The organism is Wolbachia endosymbiont (group B) of Eucosma cana (genome assembly GCF_947250645.1).
In the GTDB taxonomy this organism is placed as follows: domain Bacteria; phylum Pseudomonadota; class Alphaproteobacteria; order Rickettsiales; family Anaplasmataceae; genus Wolbachia.
Genome location: NZ_OX366334.1, coordinates 1002323 through 1029309, shown reverse-complemented (window position 1 = coordinate 1029309; position 26987 = coordinate 1002323). Strand labels below are relative to the sequence as shown.

The 26987-nt window shown below is 34.0% G+C and carries 12 protein-coding genes and 6 pseudogenes; 6 read left to right on the top strand and 12 right to left on the bottom strand.

Features of this window, described 5'->3' with window-relative positions:
• Window positions 1-1419 (bottom strand): AAA family ATPase, encoded by a 1419-nt coding sequence (locus OOK99_RS05060; protein ID WP_264719599.1) that lies wholly within the window; start codon window positions 1417-1419, stop codon window positions 1-3.
• Window positions 1420-2100: 681 nt separating this feature from the next.
• Between OOK99_RS05060 and OOK99_RS05055 the strand changes: the two are divergent.
• Together OOK99_RS05055 and OOK99_RS05050 are read left to right on the top strand one after the other, a co-directional pair.
• A pseudogene (locus OOK99_RS05055) lies at window positions 2101-3098 on the top strand (IS3 family transposase); the annotation flags it as partial.
• 104 nt (window positions 3099-3202) lie between these two features.
• Window positions 3203-3319, top strand: a pseudogene (locus OOK99_RS05050) (IS3 family transposase); the annotation flags it as partial.
• A 110-nt stretch (window positions 3320-3429) separates the two neighbouring features.
• Here OOK99_RS05050 and OOK99_RS05045 read toward each other — a convergent pair.
• From OOK99_RS05045 to OOK99_RS05025, 5 genes and pseudogenes are all read right to left on the bottom strand, one after another.
• Window positions 3430-4506, bottom strand: a pseudogene (locus OOK99_RS05045) (alpha/beta hydrolase family protein); the annotation flags it as partial.
• A gap of 88 nt (window positions 4507-4594) precedes the next feature.
• Window positions 4595-5185, bottom strand: coding sequence for a COQ9 family protein (locus tag OOK99_RS05040; protein ID WP_264719595.1), 591 nt, complete (start codon window positions 5183-5185; stop codon window positions 4595-4597).
• 18 nt (window positions 5186-5203) lie between these two features.
• The gene (locus tag OOK99_RS05035; RefSeq protein ID WP_264719593.1) at window positions 5204-6736 is read right to left on the bottom strand and encodes a Mur ligase family protein; all 1533 of its coding nucleotides are present in this window, start codon (window positions 6734-6736) and stop codon (window positions 5204-5206) included.
• Between the two features lie 708 nt (window positions 6737-7444).
• Window positions 7445-8083: an endonuclease III gene (gene nth, locus OOK99_RS05030; RefSeq protein WP_264719592.1), complete on the bottom strand. Its 639-nt coding sequence runs from the start codon at window positions 8081-8083 to the stop codon at window positions 7445-7447.
• A gap of 21 nt (window positions 8084-8104) precedes the next feature.
• A pseudogene (locus OOK99_RS05025) lies at window positions 8105-8317 on the bottom strand (molecular chaperone DnaJ); the annotation flags it as partial.
• A 69-nt stretch (window positions 8318-8386) separates the two neighbouring features.
• Here OOK99_RS05025 and OOK99_RS05020 point away from each other — a divergent pair.
• A protein-coding gene (locus OOK99_RS05020; RefSeq protein WP_214303219.1) for an IS3-like element ISWpi17 family transposase occupies window positions 8387-9501 on the top strand; the annotation gives its coding sequence in 2 pieces (ribosomal slippage) (window positions 8387-8660 and window positions 8660-9501; 1116 coding nt in all).
• 109 nt (window positions 9502-9610) lie between these two features.
• Here OOK99_RS05020 and OOK99_RS05015 read toward each other — a convergent pair.
• Both OOK99_RS05015 and icd read right to left on the bottom strand, forming a co-directional pair.
• Window positions 9611-10705: pseudogene (locus OOK99_RS05015) on the bottom strand (molecular chaperone DnaJ); the annotation flags it as partial.
• Between the two features lie 66 nt (window positions 10706-10771).
• Window positions 10772-12199 carry an isocitrate dehydrogenase gene (gene icd / locus OOK99_RS05010; RefSeq protein WP_264719588.1) on the bottom strand — a complete coding sequence of 476 codons (1428 nt, stop codon included), beginning with the start codon at window positions 12197-12199 and terminating at the stop codon, window positions 10772-10774.
• Window positions 12200-12342: 143 nt separating this feature from the next.
• Between icd and OOK99_RS05005 the strand changes: the two genes are divergently transcribed.
• Window positions 12343-12615 carry an RDD family protein gene (locus OOK99_RS05005; RefSeq protein ID WP_264719587.1) on the top strand — a complete coding sequence of 91 codons (273 nt, stop codon included), beginning with the start codon at window positions 12343-12345 and terminating at the stop codon, window positions 12613-12615.
• Between the two features lie 346 nt (window positions 12616-12961).
• Here the strand turns inward: OOK99_RS05005 and OOK99_RS07180 are convergent.
• The 3 genes and pseudogenes from OOK99_RS07180 to serS form a co-directional block, all read right to left on the bottom strand.
• A pseudogene (locus tag OOK99_RS07180) lies at window positions 12962-13027 on the bottom strand (WPE palindromic element domain-containing protein); the annotation flags it as partial.
• Between the two features lie 184 nt (window positions 13028-13211).
• Entirely contained in the window at window positions 13212-14483 is a 1272-nt protein-coding gene (purD, locus tag OOK99_RS05000; protein WP_213864009.1) for a phosphoribosylamine--glycine ligase, read from the bottom strand.
• A gap of 33 nt (window positions 14484-14516) precedes the next feature.
• On the bottom strand, window positions 14517-15797 hold the full coding sequence (serS, locus tag OOK99_RS04995; protein WP_264720244.1) for a serine--tRNA ligase: 1281 nt from the start codon (window positions 15795-15797) through the stop codon (window positions 14517-14519).
• Between the two features lie 136 nt (window positions 15798-15933).
• Between serS and OOK99_RS04990 the strand changes: the two genes are divergently transcribed.
• Together OOK99_RS04990 and dusB are read left to right on the top strand one after the other, a co-directional pair.
• On the top strand, window positions 15934-17430 hold the full coding sequence (locus OOK99_RS04990; protein WP_406719371.1) for a hypothetical protein: 1497 nt from the start codon (window positions 15934-15936) through the stop codon (window positions 17428-17430).
• A gap of 7 nt (window positions 17431-17437) precedes the next feature.
• On the top strand, window positions 17438-18388 hold the full coding sequence (gene dusB / locus OOK99_RS04985; RefSeq protein ID WP_264719583.1) for a tRNA dihydrouridine synthase DusB: 951 nt from the start codon (window positions 17438-17440) through the stop codon (window positions 18386-18388).
• Between the two features lie 34 nt (window positions 18389-18422).
• Here dusB and OOK99_RS04980 read toward each other — a convergent pair whose 3' ends face one another.
• Window positions 18423-26942, bottom strand: coding sequence for a DNA-directed RNA polymerase subunit beta/beta' (locus tag OOK99_RS04980; RefSeq protein ID WP_264719582.1), 8520 nt, complete (start codon window positions 26940-26942; stop codon window positions 18423-18425).
• Window positions 26943-26987: the final 45 nt, after the last annotated feature.

The window sequence follows — 26987 nt, the reverse complement described above, 5'->3', positions numbered from 1 at the left end:
TCACTTACAATTCAACAATTCTCCAAAATCAATTATGTTTGAAAAGTAATCACTATCTATAACATCATCACTTACATCATTGACGTGGATAAGGACTGGACGACATGAAAAGCCTTTTGGACGATTTAGTGTATCTATTTTCTTTTGTACCTCTTGTATTATTGAATGACCAATTTTATCTTTTGAAAATTTGATCTCGCAAATGTAGAGAGTGTTAAACTTCGTTTGAATCATATAATCAATTTGACAACCTGCACTATTACGCGTTCTTTTCTGAAAAAATGGATTCTCGCTTATTATTCCATCAATTCCTAAGATATTATGTATACTCTTTCTATTGTTCAGCACCAAATTTTCAAATTGAAGCCCAATAATTGTATACCACTCTGGTAAGAACCCTATAGAATAGGTGTCACGACTAATTTTTCCTAGATCTTTTTCGATATATTTTAGATAAAACCTTAAATAATTATCTTGAAGTCTGTATCTCCTGAGTCGTGAATCAGTACCAGTTTTTATACTCCAAGTATGATCCTTTGCTATAAAACCAGCAAGCTCAAGTTCATATAGATACTCAGAAATGCGTCCATGTCTTACGATATTTAAAGTAGCACAAATTTCTTCTTGTTCTTTAGCTCCAGTAGAAAGAGCTCTGACTATTTGCTTATAAAAAGCAGTTTTTCGCATGAATAAATCTGAGAATATTTGATTAAATTCTTCAACTAAAAACCCACCTTTTGTAAAACAAAGCCTTTTAATATTTTCTTCAGCGCTATGTTTAAAATTTACCTCCTCTAAATACTTTGGAATTCCGCCAGTTACTGCAAGCACCTTAAACTTTTCATATGCTGAAATATTTTTTGGCCAAAATTCGTTGCAATCAGAAAGTGATAATTCTCCGAGTGTTAAAGTTAACGATATTCTTCCTACGAAGCCAGTACTACTAAGTATATTTTTCTCGATCCATGATGAAGCTGATCCACAAACAACAAAAATTAGCTTGTTATTATTTTTTAGCTGCGTATCCCAAAAATTTTTTATTTTGCCTAAAAAGGTTGGATCTTTTGAGCCCATCCAAGAAATTTCATCAAACAGCAATAATGTTTTTCCTGATAGTAGACGTTCACCAACTGCCCATAGTAAATCGCTCCAGTCATCATACCTAGCAAAAGATGTATTAAATTGTCTAGCAACTTGTCTAGAAAATTCATTAAGTTGGTAGGACATTGTAGTATGCTTTTCTGGTGGCAAACCTATAAAGGAGTAATATTGTTCAAAATACTTACCAAACTCTTGAATTAAACGACTTTTTCCTATACGACGCCTTCCTTTGACTACTACAAAAGATGCAGTATTTTTTTCTGTAAGCTCCAGTAGTTGTTTTAACTCAGTTTGCCTACCAATAAATGATGGAGACATAAAATACGAAATATAAATCCTTGTCTCCGTTATACTAGATAAAATTGGAGACGTAAATAAATAAATTTAGATCTTTGTCTCCATTTTAAGGGGCAATCAAGTTTTACGAGCTTCTGTTTCTTCTTCTATGGCAGTAACTTCAAACTTTTTTCCTTGAGCTACCTCTACAATTTGCTAATTTCATTCTGAGAGTTTTGCAATTAATTGCTCAGAGGTTTGCGATAAAAATTGTTGTATTCCCATAATAGTTTCCATAACCCCTTATACTCACCATAAGTTGTTCAATCTTTTTTGAAAAATTTTCTTTGCAAAGTGTAAAAAATGTGTTAAACTTACTAGTTAGTTTACTAAAGATGCCTTTTATTTGCGTTTTAGAGGGCATTATAAGCGTTCTTTAGTGTGGCTAGTAAGTGTTTACACCCTAAAGTTACAGATAGCTTTAAAATGCAGCTTTTGCGTATCCGTTCAGAGGTGTGGCTTAAGAGACAATAGATAGAAGGTTTTAAAATGGATTTAACTTTTTTTGTCTCCAAGTGAGATACAGCGAAATTATCCGCTCAAGGAATCTATTCCCTCGCTCTGACTGTGCAAAATATGAATTCTTACGATAGTATAATGCACCCCATAAACTAGACCAAAAAAAAATGGTTGATCCGAGTAGGAAGGTAAAGGGGTAAAAGTATGGCAACAAAAAAATATGAACCAGAGTTAAAAGCAAAGATAGCTTTGGAAGCAATAAAAAATCAAAAAAGCACAGCTGAGATATGTAGTGAATATAAAATACCATCAACAAATCTATATGATTGGCGTGATAGAGTATTGGCAAGGTTAAAAGACCTATTTGTTGAAGAAAGTGAAAGTGCGAGAAAACAAAGAATCTTAGCGCAAGAAATAGAAAGTTTACATAAAGTAATAGGAGAATTGACAGTGGAAAATAGCTATTTGAAAAAAAAATTACTGAAATAAGCAAAAAAGATAGAGTAAGGTTTATAGAAAAAGATTCTGATCTGTCAATTAGGAAACAGGCTGATTTATTGGGGATTTGCAGATCTAGCCTATATTATAGGCCTATAATTAATAACGAAAGTGAAGTAGCAAATTTGATTCAAGAAGTATATTTGGCTTCTGATTGCCGTTATGGATATCGTAAAATTACTGCTGAAATCATAGCGAGTGGAGTAGTAGTCAATCACAAAAAAATCTTAAGAATTATGAAAAAAATGAAGATTAGTGGGCTGTATTGTAGAAAAAGATGTAATACAAGTATTAAAGAAAAAAAGCATAAAATATATCCTTATTTACTCAAAGATTTGATTATTTGTAGAGTTAATCAGGTATGGGCTACTGATATAACATATATTATGGTAGAAGGTAAGTTTATCTATTTTGTGGCAATAATGGACTTGTATAGTCGCTATATTATTGCTCATTCATTATCACCATATCTCGATGCTGGATTTTGCCTTTATACTCTCAAAGAAGCTCTAAAACAAGGTAAACCTGAGATTTTTAATAGTGATCAGGGGGTGCAGTTTACTAGCTACAACTTTATTATGGAATTAGAGCGTGCTAATATTAAAATCAGTATGGACCATAAAGGACGTTGCTTCGACAATATATTTGTTGAGCGCTTATGGAGAACTTTAAAGCAAGAAGCTATATATTATTATAGACCAAATATAGTGTTTTCTAAAATAAATGATAGTGCACTAACATACAAACTCGCAGCTTTTAGGGGGTAATCTCGTAATGAAAATTTATCATTCATTTTCGAAACTACTATAGTATCAGAGATTTAAATCTTATAATAAATGATTTTGTTGCTTGGTATAACTATAGAAGGCGACATCAGACTCTACATTATAAAGTTCCTGCTGATCTTTATTATCATAAACAGTAAATGAATATATTGATAAATACTTTAAATGTGTGTCGACGTATTTATCAACATATTCATTTTAAAAATCGGATCACTTTGAAAAAAATGGTCTAGACAAATGGGTGCATTATAGGATCATGTTCAAACACTATATTTCTTATTAGCCTTTTTTTGGTGGATTGATCTTCAAGTTTACCAACAAGCTGTATTTCCTGTGGAATCACCGTATCGCCTTTTCTGCCAGCAATTAAGACAGGGCATTTTGTATTCTCTACAACTTTTTGTGGATTAAAATCTAATCCACAGCGCCCGAACCAACGATTCAAGAGCATTAATGGAAGCCATTTAACTAAACTATGAGGAGAATCTCTGACTGCATCCTTAAGTGAACTATAAGAATTGCTGTGAATTAGTGTTAAATGAATACCCTGATCTTCAAATCTTTTTAAAACTTCTGCTGCAACTCCTCCTCCAAGAGAATTAGTATCCAAAATTATATCGTTTGGATGCACACCTTTTACAAGTAACATGTTTACCATTGCCATTCCAGCTTGAACCAACTTTTCACCGTTTGTTAGAAAATTATATAGTGCTATAATCTTCTTTTTCTCAAAAAGAAACTCTATAATATCCTCCATATCTTTTTCCAACTTTTGATCACAAGCTTCTACATCTATTTCCTGATCTTCACCTATAAGTTCTTTTTTATAACACTTGATCCACTCAGGACTGACTTCATTTTCCAAAAAGCTTTTAATTCTATGTATAACAAACCTTTTCTTAACAAAATCAAAAAATACCGATAAGCAAAGTATAATAACACATATGGTAGCCAAAATTGGTAGCACTACTGATGCAAAAGCTAACTCTATAAGCACCTTTTTTGATTTTTGATTCTGGTATGCCAAGTATAACGATATAATAGAAGCAGTGGATAATATAGCAGAACATAACCATAATGATAATATTATCCTATTGAATTTTCTTTCTTCATCATTCAATTCTTTTTGAAAGAATTCTGGATTAATAATTCTAGAAAAATAAGGATAGTCAAAATAATGCTTAACTAACTTACTTTCTTGCTCCTTAGGTGCATCTTTACCAAGAGCATTAACCTTGATACACTGAAGTACTCCAAAAAAGTTTATCACGTGTTTTGCAGTTTCTTCTGGCTTGATATTACCAATGGTATGATAAATAACTTTCATTTTTTTGTTAATAAATATTAACTTATTTTAACATAAAGATCAAAAAAACAAGAGAATGTAAATATGAATAACCAGTATGATGGAAAGCTTATAAGAAGTTTCTTATGATTCCTTTTAAGCGAGTTTTGAATTTTTGAAACGTCATGACATTGTTGATACGCCTGTCAAGAAATGAGAGAGTATCCACAAAATCTTCTGAGTAATCATTGATAAAAAAAAGTATCGTACTTAAGTACACTCCAGCTAATATTGCCCTTTTTGTATAATAATTAAAATCTGTTGATTGATCGTAAATACCGTACCAAATTGTGCTCACAGTTTTGTACAAGAGTTTACTAGAAAAGTATGTATTTTGGGGTAATATGGAGAATGATAAAACATTTTTTAAACACTCTCTGTAATTTGGTAACTTAGCGTAGTTTGAAAGGCGTATTTGAATAGCTAACTTTACCCGCTCTCGCACTTTCATATCTTCTAAATTGGAATTTCTTAGTTCAGCTTCCATTGAGCTATTTAAGTTTTCTGCTATGTACTCCAAAGCACTATATATTCCATTTTGAAATTTACAAAAACTATTGGCTAAGTTAAGGTTCGTGCATACTTTTAATAAGGTTGCATCACTTATTCCTTCAAATGGGATAACCTTAATCAGTTCATCTACTATTAACTTTTGCTCCATACAACATTATACTAAACACTACATGTAATTGTACCTGAGATTTTCAAACATTCTGCAAAATGCTTCACCGCGTTCTTCAAAATTTTTCCACTGATCAAAAGAAGAACATGCAGGAGAAAGTAATATCGCTACTTCTTCTTTGCTATTTATGGCCTCTTCAAAAGCCAGTTTAAATGCGTTTTCTAGATTATAGCACTTCATATAATCTATTTTGTTCTCCATAATGTTTGCAAAAACTTCAGTTGATTCTCCAATAAGAAAAGCTTTTCTAATCTTGGTGAAATGCTTGCTTAATGATTCTATTCCGCCTTTTTTGCTTTTTCCGCCAACAATCCAATATATGTTTTTATAAGATAAAATTGCCTTTTCGGTCGATTCTGCATTGGTTGCTTTGCTATCGTTGATAAAAAGTACATTATGTATTTTGCCAAGGAATTCATTTCTGTGTCTTAGCCCTGGAAAGGATTTGATTTCATTGACAATAGTGTTGCTATCTACTCCAAGTAACTTACACACGGTGTGCGCAGCTACTATATTTTCTACATTGGATACTAGGTTTACTTTCATATCACTCATTGATAAGTTGTGATTCTCTAGTTTTAGCGAGATCTCCTGAATCTCAGCACTCCTTTTGTCATCCAAGTAGCTGACACTGGGATCCAGATAATTTCGATCTATACCAGTAATCTGTTCACTATAATCAAGCAAATTGTTATCTGCCAATGATATTAGATCTCTTGCACTACCCTCTATCATCTGAGTAGTTGGCAATGGTTTTTCTTTTCTGGTCATGCGCTGGAATGACACCAGGGAATATGTTACTGAAATTGGAATTTTGTTCCCAGTGAATTTATTGAATACATCAGCGGTAATTTTGTTATCACATCCTATCACGGCAATCTTGCTACCATTTATCAATTTTAATTTAGTTGCTATGTAGTTATTCATACTTCTATGTCTATCTATGTGGTCTGGTGTGATGTTGAGCAATACAGAAATGTCTACATTAATTTTATTTATTAGCTCCAATTGAAAAGAGGAGAATTCAATTACATAAATTTCTGCGTCTCTTTCTAGATCCAAAATAGGCACACCTAAATTCCCGCCAATAGCTACTTTTTTGCCTGTGGATTTTAATATGTGCCCTATTAATGACGTGGTGGTTGATTTGCCATTTGTTCCAGTGATGCCTACAACCTTCTGGCTTGTAGTTTTAGTTTCAAGAAATAGCTCAATGTCTGATTTTATTTTGCAGTTAAAGTTTCTTGCAAGTTTTACTATCCAATGTGGCTCTGTTGGCACTCCAGGGCTCAAAATTAGTGTGCTTATCTCATGCCAATTATACTCATTGGGATGAGTAAAGTTACACTCTTTATATATCTTTTTTGCATTTGCTATTTGCTCTTTATTATCATCCCATGCATATATTTTTGCACTGCTTTTTGTTAGGGCATTAATGACAGACAAACCAGTTTTACCAAGGCCGAAAACCGCAACACTTTGATTTTTGTATTTGTTTAGTTGCACTTCTAGATAACTTATGCGAACCATTTTATAAAGATATAATACAAATTATAATGACTTCTTCCATAGTTTTTGGCAGCGCTTAACTTTATTGTCACAACCTTAGCCAACAGAAAATTCCTTGACAGATTTTGCCAACTCCCTTACTCTTACAATAAGAGTATTTATTCTTGTTTTTGATCTGCGCAGATTCAATGACAAAATTCAGTAAAAAACTCAGATATTTATTGGCAAATTACATAAAATTATAGCGGCTGCATGTCTTTTTATTTTTTCTACATTCAGCCAAATCGCGCTTGTTAGCACATTATCAATTTACATTATTAAAACTCGCTATACGGGGATTCTTTTGTCTTTTTTAAATTAGTTAATGTCTTAATATTTGTAACTAAAAGAGCAGCGCGTGGCTCACAGCTGTACGAACATTGTGATTTGGGCTAAAAAGAGGGTGTCATGCGAGTAGCCCCTTAGGCGTCATCCCAATGCGTGACACTGGAATTCAGAAATTTTTGAGCACAAAAGAGGCCATCTTATGGTAAGTTTTTGTTGGTAAGAAAGGCTGGATCCCAGTGTCAAGCACTGGGATGACAAGAAGGAGAGTACCCTGATGATATTCCATCATGTCACTCAAGTAGCTGACACTGGAATCTAGAAAAAAAAGAACCAATATCTGGGAACTGTCATCATAAAGGAACCAACTTGAATGATAAAAGGAAGGAATATCGGAGTAGTGTGCTAGACTTTATACCTCTTGCATTCAAACTCACATAAATCATGAATTGTGCACGCTTCACACAAAGGTTTTTGTGCCTTGCAAATGTATCTACCGTGTAAAACTAGCCAATGATGAGCATAAAGTAGGTATTTTTTTGGCACTACATTTAAAAGAGACTGCTCTGTTTTAAGTACATCTTTTTCTTTCACAAGCCCAACTCTATTGCTCACTCTAAAAACGTGAGTATCAACTGCCAATGTTGGAATACCAAGCCCTGAATTTAAGAATACATTAGCGCTCTTTCTCCCAACCCCTGGTAAAGATACCAAATCATCGAAATTAGTAGGCACTTTGCTATTGTACCTCTCAATCAATATTTTACTGAGCCCGATTATATTTTTTGCTTTAGAATTATATAAACCAATACTGCTTATGCATTTTCTCAGCTCACTTTGCCCAAGATTCAACATTTTTTCTGGCGTATCAGCGATACTAAATAGCTCCTTTGTAATTTTATTAACACTTATATCGGTCGTCCGCGCTGACAGAACTATTGCAACTAATAACGTAAAATGATTGGTATAATTTAGCTCTATTTTTGGCGTAGGATTTGATTGCTTGAATTTTTCAAATATCAGTTCTACTTTTTTTGAGTCCATGCATAGAGCTAAAAGCTTATACTATACTGTTTGCTGTGCAAATTCAATTGCTCGAGGATGAGGTAGTCCTTCAGTATTAACATCAGACATATCAGTTTTTACCTCATCAAAATTCCTTTCAGCAAACTCGCTTGCCACTTCTGCAAAACATTTTCTAACAAGAGGCATGATAATTGGCATTAACAGTTTTTGTGGATCATACCGTCCTAACAGATCAGTCTCCTTTTGCACTCTATAATGCACCCCATAAACTAGACCAAAAAAAAATGGTTGATCCGAGTAGGAAGGTAAAGGGGTAAAAGTATGGCAACAAAAAAATATGAACCAGAGTTAAAAGCAAAGATAGCTTTGGAAGCAATAAAAAATCAAAAAAGCACAGCTGAGATATGTAGTGAATATAAAATACCATCAACAAATCTATATGATTGGCGTGATAGAGTATTGGCAAGGTTAAAAGACCTATTTGTTGAAGAAAGTGAAAGTGCGAGAAAACAAAGAATCTTAGCGCAAGAAATAGAAAGTTTACATAAAGTAATAGGAGAATTGACAGTGGAAAATAGCTATTTGAAAAAAAAATTACTGAAATAAGCAAAAAAGATAGAGTAAGGTTTATAGAAAAAGATTCTGATCTGTCAATTAGGAAACAGGCTGATTTATTGGGGATTTGCAGATCTAGCCTATATTATAGGCCTATAATTAATAACGAAAGTGAAGTAGCAAATTTGATTCAAGAAGTATATTTGGCTTCTGATTGCCGTTATGGATATCGTAAAATTACTGCTGAAATCATAGCGAGTGGAGTAGTAGTCAATCACAAAAAAATCTTAAGAATTATGAAAAAAATGAAGATTAGTGGGCTGTATTGTAGAAAAAGATGTAATACAAGTATTAAAGAAAAAAAGCATAAAATATATCCTTATTTACTCAAAGATTTGATTATTTGTAGAGTTAATCAGGTATGGGCTACTGATATAACATATATTATGGTAGAAGGTAAGTTTATCTATTTTGTGGCAATAATGGACTTGTATAGTCGCTATATTATTGCTCATTCATTATCACCATATCTCGATGCTGGATTTTGCCTTTATACTCTCAAAGAAGCTCTAAAACAAGGTAAACCTGAGATTTTTAATAGTGATCAGGGGGTGCAGTTTACTAGCTACAACTTTATTATGGAATTAGAGCGTGCTAATATTAAAATCAGTATGGACCATAAAGGACGTTGCTTCGACAATATATTTGTTGAGCGCTTATGGAGAACTTTAAAGCAAGAAGCTATATATTATTATAGACCAAATAGTATCAGAGATTTAAATCTTATAATAAATGATTTTGTTGCTTGGTATAACTATAGAAGGCGACATCAGACTCTACATTATAAAGTTCCTGCTGATCTTTATTATCATAAACAGTAAATGAATATATTGATAAATACTTTAAATGTGTGTCGACGTATTTATCAACATATTCATTTTAAAAATCGGATCACTTTGAAAAAAATGGTCTAGACAAATGGGTGCATTATACTCTATCTCTTGGATCCTCTTCTAGTAAATCTTTTGTGTGCTTGTCAGCATATATTTCACAGCCTTTTGAGAAAATAGGAGCTAATGCTTCAATTAATACTGCCAATAACAATAGTGGACCAAGTACAGCTCCACCAACAGTTAATCCATTAGCAATGAAATTTATTGTAACTAAATAAACAGAAAAAGCAGCTAAAGGATAGTTGATAAGAAGTTTACTGCTTAGCTCGATATAGCTCATCTTACTTATGAATTCATCAGTAGAAATTTCTGAATTGGCATACTTTTTCATATAATGACCTACTAATAAACGAGAGGCGTTATTAATAATGATATTAAGTGCTATGATCCACCATGAAAAATAGCAACCTATAGTAATTGTAGTTAATATAGCTAAAGGCAGAAAACTTATTTTTGGTACTAACATTAGAGCATTTTTGCGCTCTATAAATTTCAATGCTAATGTCTTTTTATCTTCTTCAATTAGGCTTCTCTTTTCTTTTAGAGGAGTAATATAATTGAATAATTGTATGCTTGGCTTTGCTATATATTGATATAACTCTTGCATTAACTTTGCACTTTGTACACTCTTCTGAAAATTATCTAAATTTGGATTTAGCAAAATCCTCTCTATTTGAGCCTGAAGTTCATTATAGCTTTTTAGGTCTTCTCCAAACGAACAATCATTTCTTTTTAGTATAGCAATCAACCCATCAAAATCTTTACCTACAGCTTCTTCCTCACTGATTTTTAGCTCGTTAAACAACTTTCTCCTATAGTGAAACTCTCTTGCCGTTAAACGTCCATTACTTTCAGCACCAACACTGACTTTAACACAAGGATTTCCTGACTCCAAAGGTTCAATGTACTTTTTTAGCTCTTGATAAGCTTTATAAATCTGATCAAATCTATTTTTGTCTCCACCTTTGTCAGGATGGTTTACAAGAATTAACTTCTTATGCTGCTTCTTCAAAATTGCGCTAAGCTCTTCATAATTCTTGTCTACAACTTGCTTAGCTTCTATTTCTAATATGTCGAACAGATTAGCATTATCACGAAACTCCTGATTAGTTAACTTAAAATGTTGACTCATTACTATTCCTCACATAAATATATCATATTTAGTGTTTTACGCAAACACAAAAACATTAAACAATAATCAGGAGAAAAAACCCTCTTTTCCATCATATAAATACAATTTATCCATTCTCACCACGTCAAAGCTATTTTCTTCAAGTTTGATTAGCAAGTTATTCACATCAATATTTGTAATAGCTTGCTTTTCATTATTTGCGATAAACCTGCAGGTTATTTGGTCACTTGAAGATTTTGAGCCTCCTGGCCAAATTGCAAGTCCTTTTGAGTATATTGCTATCATTTTCAGATTACTCGATTCAAATAATCTTACTATTTGATCAAAATTGTTGGATTTGTCCCAAGCAAGCGCTATATCACTACCCACTAGCTTTTTAACTTTGTAATCTTGTTCGTAATGGTCTTGTACTTTATTTATTTTACTATCCAAATCACTGCTAATTATAAGCTCAGTTAATGTTGCAGGTTTCTTTCCTAGATTATCTATAACAGCTTGTGCAAATTCTTTTGTCCCAACTTTCTGCTTGCTCTTTTTCTCCTTATATAAATCAGCAGTGTGTATTCCATCTTCTAAGGTTTTTAACCATGCATTGTAAATTAGCTTTGCAGTACTCACTTGACCGATATAGACCAACATATGCACTGCAGCATTTAAAAGACCAGAAGGATTAGCTATGTTTTTTCCTGCAATATCAGGAGCAGAGCCGTGAACCGCTTCAAACATTGCATATTCATTACCTATATTGCTACTTCCTGCAAGCCCTACAGAACCTGAGGTTTGTGCCACTATATCTGATAATATGTCGCCATATAGATTTTCAGTTACTATAACATCGAAATTCTCGGGTTCTGTGGCAACACGTGCCATTCCAATATCAACTATATAATGTTCCGCCTTTATATCCGGATATTCTTTTGCAATACGATCAAACGCTGCATGAAAAGCGCCGTCAGTCATTTTCATTATGTTGTCTTTAGTCAGGCAAGTTACTTTCTTTCTGTTATGTTTTTTCGCATATTCAAAAGCGTACCTGCATATTTTTTCTGAGCCAGATCTAGTAATAATTTTAGTGCATTGGTAAGAATCACCAGTGAGCCTATGCTCTATTCCCGTATAAACGTCTTCTTCATTTTCACGTATTACAACAACATCAAATTTATCGAATTTATTTTCTATAACAGGGTGATACGAAATGCATGGTCTAATATTTGCATACAGCCCTAAGTTCTTTCTGAGCGCAACGTTTAAGCTTTTGTGCCCTTTACCTTGAGGGGTTGTTGTTGGAGATTTGAGTAATATCTTTGTCCTTTCGATAGATTCCCAACCACTCGGAGAAATTCCATGAGACCATTCCTTACTATAAACACGCTCTCCTATTTCAATAATATCTATTGAGATCTCTGCTTTCGCTTCACGCAATATCGACAGCACCGCTTCCATAATTTCTGGTCCGATACCGTCACCATACGCAACTGTGATTGGTGTTGACATAACTTTCCTAATTACACATGACTTAATGTTAATTCAAATGATAGAGTGACACAAGTAGCTAATATTACCCAAATTAGTATAGTTACGGTTATTTAATAATGAACTTTTATACTGGTTATAGCATTGCAAAATATGGAAAGTGTATGGATACTAAAATAAGTTATGCAGGGATTACAAGACGTATCTTTGCATTTGCAATCGATTATATTTTAGTACAGGGAATGGGGTGTGTTATCGGATTTATCATTGGATTTACTTTAGCATATTCTCTATCACTCAATGTAACTGAAATGATTTTAGATAAAGCAGTAGCTATACAAGTAATAGGGTTGATATTGGAATTAATATTTTATGTATTTACGATAATAGAATTTGGTGGTACTCCAGGAAAATTATTGCTAAAAATATATATATAAAAGGTGCAAATACATTTACAAATGTTACTCTAAAACAGGTAATAATAAGAGGCTTTTTTAGAAACTATTCTTGGATTATTTTTCTTCCATTTTGGCTGCTGTCTTATTATTACCTTGAACATTCTCAATTTGACTATATTGCCTTATGTTGTCTCTTGTGTCCTGTTGTAATATTAATTTTACTTTTTGTATTAGCAATATTTGATAAACGCAAACAAACGTTTTATGATAAGATTGCAAAAACAGTAGTAATAGAATATAAACCTAGTTGATGTTTTTCTTTAGTTGTTACCACCAAGGGTGTTATTCCAGCGCGTGACCCACATCTGTACGAACATTGCAATTAGCAGGTAATTTGCATAATAGAGGGTGTCATTCCAGTGCTTGACACTGGAATCCAGTTTTCCATATAATCTTCATCGAAAACATTGTAACCACTTTCTATGCTAGTGTGCTTTCATCAACCTGGATCCCAGTGTCAGCTACTTTCATGACAAGAAAAGAAGCACTGGTTTCACATGAATCTGAACAGATATCATGTTTTTCTTTAGTTTACTGCTTGCAAAGTGACTTTTTTCGTTTCTGCATGAGCTAAATTAACTACCAATATCATACCTGAAGAACCCACCTGACCATTCTAGAAAATTTAATGCTGAGTACACTTTACTTTTAGCTTCTTCCACAGTGTTTCCTTCTCCTACTATATTTAGTACCCTTCCGCCATCGGAAATCCAATTACCATTTTCATCTAGCTTAGTACCAGCATGAAATACTAGCACTCCAGGAATGTTTTCAATTTTATCCAATCCTTTAATTACCTCTCCTTTTTGATAATCACCAGGATAGCCTTTACTTGCAACGACTACACAAACTGTAGTTTTGTGATTAAACTCCACCATTTTTGTATTTAACTTGCCTTCTGCAACTGACAACATCAACTTTAGCAAATCACAATTTGGATCAAGTCTAGGTAACATAGATTGTATTTCCGGATCCCCAAACCTAACATTATACTCAAGAAGCTTTGGACTATCTTTGCAAATCATTAAACCAGCAAAGAGTACTCCTTTATAGGATGTTCCCATGTTAGTCAGTGCTTGAATTGTAGGATATATTATTTTTTGGATAATTTTTTGCTCCATCTCCTTACTTATAATCGAAGGTGATGAGTATGACCCCATGCCTCCAGTATTTTGTCCCTCATTATTTTCACCAACTCTCTTGTAATCTTTTGCACACCCAAGGGTTACTACCTTCAACCCATCAATAAGAGCAAAAAAACTTACTTCCTCTCCAATTAAAAACTCTTCTATGATTATTTCTTCACCTGACTCACCAAGATTTTTCTCCACTAGCATTGAATCTATTGCTGAAAAAGCCTCATTTTCTGTGTGGCATATTATGACACCTTTCCCTGCTGCAATTCCATTTGCTTTAATTACAAGCGGCAATTTTATTTTATTACTACGGACAAAATTTTTAGCTAACCTTTCATCAATAAAACGTTCATACTTGGCGGTCGGTATACCATATTGTTTACATAGTTCCTTCGTAAAAGACTTTGATGCCTCAAGTTTTGCAGCTGCTTGACTTGGAGCAAAAACGTTTATCCCCTCCGCAGTTAAATCATCAGCAAGTCCATTAATTATCGGTTGCTCTGGACCAATAATTACTAGCTCTATATTTTCTTTCTTGCAAAATTGTGTAACATCCACTGAATCTTGAATATTTATATTCACAAGAACTCCAAAATTCTCCATGGCCGGGCGACCAGGAGTAACATATAACTTAGTCAAGATAGGAGACTTCTTTAGAGCCCAAAGTAAAGCATGCTCACGCCCACCAGAACCTATAACCAAAACCTTCATCTTTATTTCCTCGCTTTTCTATATATGTCAAAATTATTGTTTGCTTATAACAGTATCATTACTCATGTATCTTTGCAACACGTTTGGTATTGTAACTGACCCATCGGAATTTTGATAATTCTCCATTATGGCAACAATTGTTCTTCCTATGGCTAAAGCTGAGCCGTTTAAAGTGTGAACGTATTTTTTTGTTTTTCTGTCATTTTCTAAGAAGTATTTAGTGTTCATTCTTCTTGCCTGGAACGTACCGCAATTTGAGCAGCTTGATATTTCTCTATATTTATTTTGCTCAGGTAACCATACCTCTATGTCATAAGTCTTTTGTGCAGCAAAACCCATATCGCCACTGCAAAGTAGCATTACTCTGTACGGTAATTCTAGTTTTTTTAATATCTCTTCGGCAACACTAGTCATACGTTCAAGCTCGTCTTTTGACTGGTCTTCAGTTGTGATGCTTACCAACTCCACTTTACCAAATTGGTGTTGCCTTATCATACCTCTTGTATCTCGTCCTGCACTGCCAGCTTCTTTACGAAAACATTCTGAATATGCAGTAAAACGAATAGGCAGTTCTTTTTCTTCTATTATTTTGTCAGCAACTAAATTTGTTAAAACTACTTCACTTGTGGGAATTAATCTTAATTTATCGGTAGTTAAATATGAGTCATCAGAAAATTTTGGTAGCTGACCAACGTTATACATCGCCTCGTTTTTCACCAGGGCTGGGTGATACACCTCAGTATAGGCAAATTCATTAACATGTGTTTCCAGCATAAAATTTATTAATGCTCGTCCAAGCTTAGCTAACTGTCCTTTTAATATTGTAAACCTTGATCCAGAAATTTTTGCTGCTTGTTCAAAATCCATCAAGCCTAACCTTTCTCCGAGTTCATAATGAAATTTTGGTGTAAAATCAAATTTTCTTCTCTCTCCATATTTTCTGATTTCTACGTTAGAGCTCTCATCTTCACCTATTGACACGTTTTGTGCAGAGATATTTGGTAAGTTAGATAAGATATTCATTAAGTTATCTTTCTCCGTTTGCTCTTTTAAGCTGATTGCTTCTATCTCATTTGTTATGTTTCTTGACACTTCTACCTCATTTTCACAGGAGCTTTTGTTCATTTTAAGCCTCTTTATTTCTTCCGTGATCTCATTGCGTTGCTTATTTAAAGCTTGCAATTTAGTAGTCAGTGATCTTTTTTTATGGTCAATCTCTAATATTTCTTCTGTAGTAAATTCTTTCACCCCTCTGCTTTTTATTGCTTTTTCAAATCCTTCAGGGTTTTTGCGTATATGTTCTATATCATGCATATGTTGTGCTATTACTAACATCATTACTGTACTTCAAAAGCTTTTAATGCTCAATATTTTTACATATAAATGCTAATATTGATTTTACCTTCATAATTTGCTAGAATTAGTTAACGTAGTATTCATAAAATATAACATGTTGGGCATCCGAGAAAAGTACAATACATTTAAAGAGAGTACTCACTTCACTAAACTTAAGGCTAGTGGAAGATTTGCTGTCTACGCTTTTTGTATATATTTGGCGACTACATTTACCATTGGCTGTTTGGGATTGATAATGGGATCTTTCCTCTTAACCTTACCACTTGCTATGCTCATCTCCAACCCTATAGTTTGGATTTTAATGGGAATAGTGCTTACAGCAACATACAAGATGGTTATTGAACCTTTATTTTACTTGGTAAAAGATTATGTTGATGAAAAAGGAACTGTAAAGGAAGAAAAGAGTCCAAAAGAGCAAAAATTCACAAGAAGTAAATCACTGGATAGTGGACTAGATACTATATCAAGACAAACAAATGATTCGGATAAGAGGGTACGTAGAAATTCCTATTCTCCATCTACAGATAGTGGTATTGTACCAGGAAGTGAACCTGCCTCAAGTAAAAATAGTCGTAGAAATTCTAATGCTTCAGGAGATAGTGGTTTGGGTGGCAAGGAGTTTCATGAAGATTTACAAACTCTTATGCATCAGACAAATAGAGAAAATTACTATTACTGGCTACAAGAACATGATATTTCTCATATTGCAAGAGCTGTATATAACTATTCAGAAAATTCAAGTGGCAATGTACTTTTTTGTATTCCTGGTGATGTGAGTACTTTAAACTCAAAACTGAAAGAGTATAAAATAGAACAAGGGAACACAAAAAAAATCTTTGCCTCGATTATTAATTTAGGAGGAAATCATTGGGTAACACTGATAGTCACATGTAATGGTAACAGACAATTTAGAGCTTATTATTGTGACTCATTTGGTAATAAATTACCAAATGAGGTTGAAGGAAAGGTAAAAGACGATATAAGTCTTGCTAATGAGATTGCTGAGAAGTGTCTAGTACCCTTAAGTAATGAGGTGGGAAGTTTAATACGGGAAAGAGAAAATAATCCAGATAATGCTAGCCTTAAAGAGAAAAAAGATGATGTTGAAAAAACATTAGGTCATGCAAGAGAAGATAGAAATAAGTTAGTTAGTAAGCCAATTGATACTAGTTATATAGTGGGCATATTGCAGGAAACCTTAGAGATAGGAAATGATAGCATAAAGAGTTCTGCGGTTGATCAGCAAAAAGATGGCTGTAATTGTGGAGTATTTGCTTTAGAAAATGCTCATAGGATTACGGAAATGCTCAACGAGGATAAATCATTTGATGAAATTGACAGAGAGTTATCAAAGTACAAGCCTAAGCCAGAAGAATTGCAAGAAAAAAGAAGAGAGTTCGCAAAAGCACTTATGGAGGATGAAGAGTGGAAAGAATCCATTGCTGAAGGTGGAATTTTACATGATGCTCTACAGCAGCTTAGTCTTGAAGATAGTAAGAAAGAGGAAACACAACCTGCCACAAGTTCATCTCTGCAAGATGCTATAATAATGCCTTATAACAGTGTCAAAAATACATTTTTTAGCAACTAGAAAGCCTGTGTCTCTCCAAGTAGGAAATCTAACTATTGATTCTCCAGTTATTTTAGCGCCAATGTCTGGAGTGACTGACTATCCATTTAGGAGTATTGTAAAGAAACTTGGTGCAAGTTTGCTAGTCTCAGAAATGATTGCAAGCAGAGCTATGATCATGCAAACTCGCCAGAGCATGCAAAAAGCAAAAGTCGATGAACTAACCGCTGTACAACTTGCTGGTTGTGAGCCTGATGTTATGGCGGAAGCTGCAAAGTTAAATGAGGGCATGGGTGCAAAAATCATAGATATAAATTTTGGTTGTCCAGTTAAAAAAGTTGTAAACGGTTACGCAGGGTCAGCACTTATGCGTGATGAAAAAAAGGCTGCTGAGATAATAGAAGCTGTAGTCAAGGCAGTGAGTGTGCCAGTTACAGTAAAAATGCGTACTGGATGGAATGACGAAAATCGTAATGCTCCGCGCTTGGCAAAAATTGCAGAAGATTTGGGAGCAAAGATGATTACTGTACATGGAAGGACAAGGGCACAGCTTTATAATGGTCAAGCAGATTGGAAATTCGTTAGAAATGTTAAAGAGCAGGTAAAAATTCCAGTTATAGTAAATGGAGATATTAAGAGTTTGAATGATGTTCAAAGTGCACTTAAAGAATCTGGGGCAGATGGAGTAATGATAGGTCGTGGTGCTTACGGCAAACCTTGGCTGATTAATCAAGCAATAAACTTTTTGAGTGGAAATAAAGTTTCTGAGCCAACAGCCTCAGAGAGATTAAGCATAATACTCAAGCATTATGACAGTATTCTTGAGTACTATGGAAGCGACATAGGAATAAAGATGGCCCGCAAACACATAGGTTGGTACAGTAGCGGGCTTCAAAACTCATCTGAATTTCGTGTAAGAGTAAATAACATAATAGACAGCACAGAGGTGAAAGAAAATATAGTTGATTTTTTTAGTTAAAAACAGATTAAACATACTACCTCATTAGCTATATTCAACTTGACTGATCATAGTGCGATGCCACCACACTCTCTTCTTCATCAGAATGTAATTGATAACTATTATCACTCAGCAATTTTTCGTCATAAGTCTCAATATCAAAATATTTTTCATATTTATCTATATTTTCACAAAGCGAAAATGCTTTCACCTTATTCATAATCAGACCCGTACCAGCAGGAATTAACCTTCCTACTATAACATTTTCTTTTAACCCACTCAAAGGATCACTCTTTCCGCAAAATGCTGCTTCCGTAAGTACTTTTGTTGTTTCTTGGAAAGAGGCAGCAGAAATAAAGGAATTAGTTTCAAGGCTTGCTCTAGTAATTCCCTGCAGAATAGGAAGATAATGAGCAGGTCGTTTTCCAGAGTTATTCATAGCATCATTTTCTCTATCAATTTCCAGCCTGTCGATATTTTCTCCAATTAAGTACATAGTATCACCAGGATCGGTAATTTCTACTTTTTGTAGCATTTGCTTTAAGATCACTTCTAAATGCTTGTTATCTATGCGCACACCTTGCAATCTATAAACTTGCTGTATTTCAGAAATCACATAGTGTGCTAACGCTTCTAACCCAAGCACACGTAAAATATCATGAAGATCAGGATCGCCATCCATCAATAAACCACCTTTACGCACAAAATCACCTTCATTGACTATTACATGCTTACTTCTTGATACTAAATACTCAACTGGAGAAGCTTGCTCATCTACAGGTTTAATTACTATACTACGTTTTCCTCTACGATCTTTTTCAGAGAACGTTACATAACCGTCTATTTCACTAACGATAGCATGCTCTTTAGGACGACGTGCTTCAAATAACTCTATCACCCTTGGTAAACCACCAGTAATATCACGAGTTTTAACTGACTCTCTTGGCGTTCTTGTGATAACATCACCTGCATGAACCTTTTGGCCATCCTGTACATTAAGCACTGCACCAACTGGTATAAAGTAACATGCTTCCACACCACTTGAAAGTGTTATTACTTTTTCATTATCATCAAGCAGTGCAATACGAGGACGTAAATTAGCTACACCAGAGTGCAATTTCCAATCTTTTACTACTCTATTTGATATTCCTGTAGATTCATCCATCACTTCAGTGATCGAAATTCCATCTTTTAAATCCTGGTAAGATATTGTACCACTCTTTTCCGTAATAATAGGTAGTGTATACGGATCCCATTCCGCAACTTTATCACCAATTTTTACTAACTCACCTTCATTTACATAAAGTTTAGCACCATAAGGCACACTGTGCTTCAATTTTTCACTACCAAGGCTATCAATTAAGATGACTTCACAGGAACGGCTTATAACAACTTTATTTCCGTTTTTATCTATAATTATATTACTGTTGTTTAATTTTATTCTAGCGTTAATAGAAGCTATAATATTTGAGGATTCAATACCTCTAGTCATTACTCCACCTATATGGAAAGTACGCATCGTTAACTGAGTACCTGGCTCTCCAACAGATTGAGCAGCGATAACACCAACTGCTTCACCTATTGAAACAATTTTACCAGTTGCAAGGTCTCTTCCATAACACAAAGAACACACACCAGGACTTATTTCACAAGTTAAAGGCGATCTAATTTTTATAGCATCAAGACCTGCAATGTTGATTTGCTTTACTTTATCTTCATCAATTAATTCCCCTGCTTTTAATAATAACTCTTTGGTTACTGGGTTATATATATCATTTGCAGCTGTTCTACCCAGTACAACACTCTCTAGAGATGCAACTATAGTACTCCCTTCAACTATAGCTCTTACAATAAGGCCATTTTTCGTTTTACAGTCATGTTTTATAACTATGCAATTTTGAGATACATCAACCAAGCGACGAGTTAAGTATCCAGAGTTTGCAGTTTTAAGTGCAGTATCAGCTAAACCTTTACGCGCTCCGTGAGTAGAATTAAAGTATTCAAATACATTCAATCCTTCGCGAAAATTAGAAATTATAGGTGTTTCTATAATTTCACCAGAAGGTTTGGTCATTAACCCTCGCATTCCTGCTAACTGCTTCATCTGGGAAGTAGAACCTCTTGCACCGGAGCTAACCATCATATATATTGAATTGTACTTACTATTTTCATCATACACAGATATCGCTTTTAACATATCATTCGCTATTATATCTGTGCACTTAGACCACTCATCTATAACTTTATTATACCTTTCACTTTTAGTGATTAGCCCGTCTTGATACTGTGCAGAGAATTTCTTAATTTCACCCCTTGTATAGTTAACGTGTGTAGCTTTAGTTTCAGGTATGACCATATCGCAACGACTAAAAGAAGTACCAGAAAATGTAGCATACTCAAAGCCAAGTGTCATCAATTTATCAGAAAATATCACTGTAGCACTTTGACCGCAGCTACGATATACTAAATCAACTATACTAGTTATTTCCTTAACTGTTAATACCTGATTTATTAAATCGAAGCTTAGATTCTCATGTTTAGGAAAAATCTGCCATAATATTAAACGTCCAGGAGTTGTACAAATAGTTTTATACTGAATGTTTCCATCGCTATTGATGTATTCCATTTTGTACTTTATACGAGAATGAATATGTAGAGTACCGTTGTTTAAGGAATGCTCAACTTCACAAAAAGCACAAAAAAGTAGTAAATCATCCTCCTTAAGTTGCTGTAAAGTTAGGTAGTATATACCAAGCACTATATCTTTACTAGGAACTATAATCGGTCTTCCATTAGAAGGACTTAAAACGTTATTAATTGACATCATCAACACTCTAGCTTCAAGTTGAGCTTCCAATGAAATTGGCACATGTACTGCCATTTGATCACCATCAAAGTCAGCGTTAAATGCTGTACAAACAAGTGGATGAAGCTGTATTGCTTTACCTTCAATAAGGACTGGCTCAAAAGCCTGAATACCAAGCCTGTGTAGCGTAGGCGCTCTATTTAGCAAAACAGGATGCTCTTTTATTACTGCTTCAAGCATATCCCAGACTTCTGGCTTTTCTGCTCTTATTAACTTGCTAGCATATTTTATAGTTGGAGCCATTCCATATATTTTAAGTCTTGAGTAAACAAAAGGTTTGAATAACTCAAGAGCCATTCTTTTCGGTAATCCACACTGATTTAGTTTCAAAGTTGGACCAACAACTATTACAGAACGTCCAGAGTAGTCTACCCTTTTTCCTAAAAGATTCTGACGGAAACGACCTTGCTTTCCTTTCAGCATATCGCTAATAGATTTTTTATATCCAGTAGCGCCAGCTTTATTTACCAGAGCATTACGACGACTATTATCAAAAAGAGAATCAACTGCCTCTTGTAACATTCTTTTCTCATTACGAATCATAATCTCAGGAGGATTTAAACTTAATAATTTTCTCAATCTATTATTCCTATTAATAATAGTTCTATAATGATGATTTAAATCAGAAACTGCAGGTCGACCACTTTCAAGCGATACCAAGGGACGCAAATCAGGTGGTAAAATAGGTATAGCTGTAAGTATCATCCACTCAGGTCTGTTTCCAGACTTGATAAAATTTTCAACAATACGTAATCTCTTTATAATTTTCTTTCTTCTTATTTCAGAAGCAACAGATTCTAACTCCTGTCTTAAATTCTTCCTAATTTCATGTAAATCAAGGCGTGTTAGCAATTCTCTTATAGCTTCAACACCTTGCATAGCTATAAAGCTATCGACCCCATAGCTATCTTTAGCTTCATTATAAGCTTTCTCACTAATAATTTCACCTTTTTCAAAAGAGGAAACAAGAGGATCTATTACAACATAATTATCACTATATAAAATACTTTCGATATCTCTAAGAGACATATCTAATAATGCTCCAATTCTTGAAGGAAGTGACTTCAAAAACCATATATGAGCAACAGGAGATGCAAGCTCTATATGACCCATTCTTTCTCTTCTTACTTTAGAAGATGTAACTTCTACTCCACATTTTTCGCATATACGGCCCCTATGTCTTCTTTTTTTGTACTTTCCACATAAACATTCATCATCATTGACAGGACCAAAAATTTTAGGACAAAATAATCCACCTTTCTCAACTTTGAATGTACGGTAGTTTGCAGTTGAAACATCTGTTATCTCTCCATAAGACATACGTTTAATACTTTCAGGGCTAGCAATGGAAATGCTAACCTCATTAAAAGATTGTGCGATATTAGTGTGAGATATATCTTCAATTACTATGTCATTTTGCTTCAAATCCACATTAAAACACAAGGAACGCAACTCTTTTATCATGACATTAAAGGATTCAGGAATTCCACATTCAAAGTTACTGTCACCTTTTATTACCGATTCATAAATCTTAACCCTGCCATTAATGTCATCAGACTTCACAGTTAACATTTCCTGCAAAGTGTAAGCAGCACCGTAGGCTTGCAATGCCCAACATTCCATTTCACCAAAACGCTGACCACCAAAATGAGACTTTCCTCCAAGAGGTTGTTGAGTAACCAAACTATAAGGTCCTACTGAACGCGCATGAATTTTACCATCTACTAAGTGATGCAACTTAAGCATGTACATGTAACCAACTGTAACTTTGCGATCAAACTTCTCACCCGAACAACCATCATATAATACAACTTGCCCAGAGTTATCCAATCCAGCAAGTTCAAATAGCTTTACTATTTGTTCATCTTTTGGACCTTCAAATACAGGTGCAGTAACAGGAATGCCATCACGCAACTTATACGCAAATTCAATGAGGTGATTATCATTAATATCGCGAATGTTATTACAAATAGATAAATTACTGCCACAACTATAAACCTCAATCAGGAAGTGACGTAAACTACTGTGTGCATCTTTACAAGAGTTGAAATAATTCTCTACTAATGTAGTCAATTCATTATTTAATTCATCCTTATTAGGCGTATCTAAAATAGAAGCCGTTATTTCATCATCATTAATATCCTCAAATTTTTTATTATCAAGATATAATGCTGCAAATTTTTCAAAATCATCATCACTGAGAGATCTAATTGCCTCACAAAAAGCACGTTTGATTTTATTGATCTCATCAAGAATATTGCCTACTTTTTCTCCTAATTTTTTACAAGCCCAACCTACATGCGTTTCCAATATTTGACCTACATTCATTCGCGAAGGAACGCCAAGAGGGTTAAGAATAATATCAATAGGAGTACCATCTTCTAAATAAGGCATATCTTCTACTGGAACAACTCGAGAAATCACACCTTTATTTCCATGTCTACCAGCCATTTTATCCCCTGGCTGCAAACTATGTTTTACAGCAATAAAAACTTTTACTGACATCGACACACCTTGAGGCAGATCATAACCTTCATGCAATTTTTCTACTTTTCGCTTAAAGTTTGTTATTGCATGTGATACTTTTTCATCAAAATCTTTTTTTAAGCTCTCAACTTGCTTAGAAATAGATTGGTTTTTCAATCCTATATCCCACCATCCCTCACGTTCAATAAAATTAATACTTTCTCGATCTTGAGAGCCAGAATTAATAAGAATTTTTCTTAATTCATCATAGAAATATTGATTAATAACATTGATTATATGGTCTCGTTCTTTCTCAAAGTCGTTTGCCTCTTTTTGCTTAATAAGAAACGCCCTTTCGTTTTCTTCTTCCCCTCTGCGTGTAAAGACCTGCACATCAATCACTATCCCTTCAATATCTGGAGATGTATATAAAGAGGAATCCACACAATCGAATGACTTTTCACCAAAAATTGTCATTAACAATTTTGTCTCAGGAGGCAATGAAAGAGAATGCTTAGGTGTAACTTTCCCCACCAAAATATAACCTGGACCAACTCTTGTACCAACCTTTACTATACCACTATCATCCAAGTGATAAAGATTTTCTTCATTAACACCGGGTATGGCACGAGTTATTTTTTCCGACCCTAAAGGAGTGTCATGTACAACACATTCAAATTCTTCTATATGAATAGAAGTAAATAGATCTTTTTTAACAACTTCACTAGAAATAATGATTGAGTCTTCAAAATTATAACCTTGCCAAGACATAAAAGCGACTAGCAAGTTTTGGCCAAGTGCCAATTCACCGTTATTAATAGCAGGACCATCAGCTATCACATCACCTTCCTTAACACAATCACCTACATGCACCAGTGGTTTCTGGTTAATACAAGTATTATGGTTAGAACGCTGAAATTTTCTTAGATGATAAATATCTACATCCAAGTAGTTAATTCCTCCTTTGTCAAAAGCACGTATAACTATAGAGTTACTATCTGAGCTGTCAACTATGCCACCACGTTTTGCTAAAACTACAGCACCAGAGCCAGAAGCTACGAAAGACTCCATGCCAGTAGCAACCAAAGGAGCAGTAGGCTTCAATAAAGGTACAGCTTGACGCTGCATATTTGAACCCATTAACGCTCTATTAGCATCATCATTTTCTAAAAATGGAATTAAAGAAGCAGCAACCGATATTACCTGCTTAGGAGATAAATCAATGTAACTTACTTGATTACTATTTACCATTACAAAGGTACCAGCATACCTACAGTATAACATATCATCAACAAAGCAGTTGTTCTCATCAAGCTTTGCGCTGGTATCGGCTATATAATATAAACCTTCATCTATAGCAGACAGATACTCAATTTGATCAGTAACAACCTTATTAACTACTTTCCTATAAGGACTTTCAATGAACCCATATTTATTAATACGAGCGTATATAGCTAAGCTGTTAATTAAGCCTATATTCTGCCCCTCAGGAGTTTCAATAGGGCAAATTCTTCCGTAATGAGTTGGATGAACATCACGCACTTCAAATCCCGCCCTCTCTCTTGTTAAACCACCAGGACCTAAAGCTGACAACCTTCTTTTATGTGTTATTTCAGATAATGGATTAGTCTGATCCATAAATTGAGATAATTGGGAAGAGTTGAAAAAATCTCTTAAGACATTGGTTAACACTTTTGGATTTATAAAATCAGATGGAGAGACTTTATCTAAACTAGAAGTAGACATAGAATCAACTACTGCCCGTCCCAATTTTAATAATCCAGTTCTAAATTGATTTTCTATAAACTCTCCAACTGAACGGACTCTTCTATTTGCTAAATGATCAATATCATCTACAGATCCTTGACCATCACGTAACAATACTATTTTTCTTATAATTTCAATAATGTCTTCATGTGTTAAAGTAGTTAAATTTTCCTCATAATTTAACCCAAGGCAAGAGTTAAGTTTCAATCTACCAATGTTAGACAAATCATAATATTCCGGACTGAAGAAAAGATTACGAAAAAACTCCTCTACTATCTTTAAAACAGGAACTTCACCTGGACGCAAAACCTTATATATTTCATATAGAGCGTTCTCATAAGACATGTTTTCATCTAAGAAAAGTGTGTTTAATATGTAAGGTCCAACAGAAACATTATCTATGTTCAACACTGATATTTTATCTATAGATAATAATTCAAGCTTTTTTATATCCTCTAATTTTATAGATTCACCAGCAGATAAGATTTTTGTAGAACTAGCACTATCTATTAAATCTTCTGCAAGAAATAAACCACATATAGAATCATAAGGAATTAGATACTCTTTCAACCCGTTATCATATAGATTTTTAGCTAATTTTGAAGTAATACGAACATTAGCTTTAAGTAACACATTACCTTCAACATTCTTTAAATCAAAAGGAAGCCTCACTCCCTTGAATTTATCAGGGAAAAAAGGTACTTTCCAGCCACTTTTATGTTTTATATACTCTATTTTTTCATAAAATTTATTAAGTATGTCATTATTTGATAAGCCTAAAGCCTTTAATAAAACTGATATTGGCAACTTTCTCTTTCTATCAATACGAAAATACAAATGATCTTTAACATCAAACTCAATATCAAGCCAAGAACCTCTATAAGGAATAACTCTAGCAGAATAGATCAATTTGCCAGAATTGTAAGTTTTTCCCTTATCACTATCAAAAAACACTCCAGGAGATCTATGCATTTGTGAAACGATAACTTTCTCTACGCCATTGATGATGAAAGTACCTTTATCAGTCATCATAGGCAGTTCACAAAAGCGAACCTCCTGCTCTTCAGCAGATTTTATAACAGTTGCAAGCTTAGAATGATCATCATATTCTTTAATCTCTTGATATTTTTCAAGAGAAACACCATCCTGCATAATAACAAGACGTATAGAAGCAATAACCTGAGCAGAAAAAGTTATACCACGTTTTATACATTCAGATTCACTATACTTAAGATCATCTACCCTACAATTCAAAAATTCGATAGTAGCCCTATGCAAAGGATCAGATATTGGAAAAATTGTATGAAAGATAGCTTCAAGTCTTTCATTACTCTCATTATTAGGAGTAAAGGAATTATATGACCCCTTTTGGACTTTAACCAAATCCAACAAAGAATCTTTTAAATCAATCGACCTGGAATAAGAAACTCTAGGAACAAAAGGACTAGAAGCACACATATAAGAAGAATCAACCATTAAAATACCTTCACTAATTAAAAGAGCTATATCAACATAAAATTA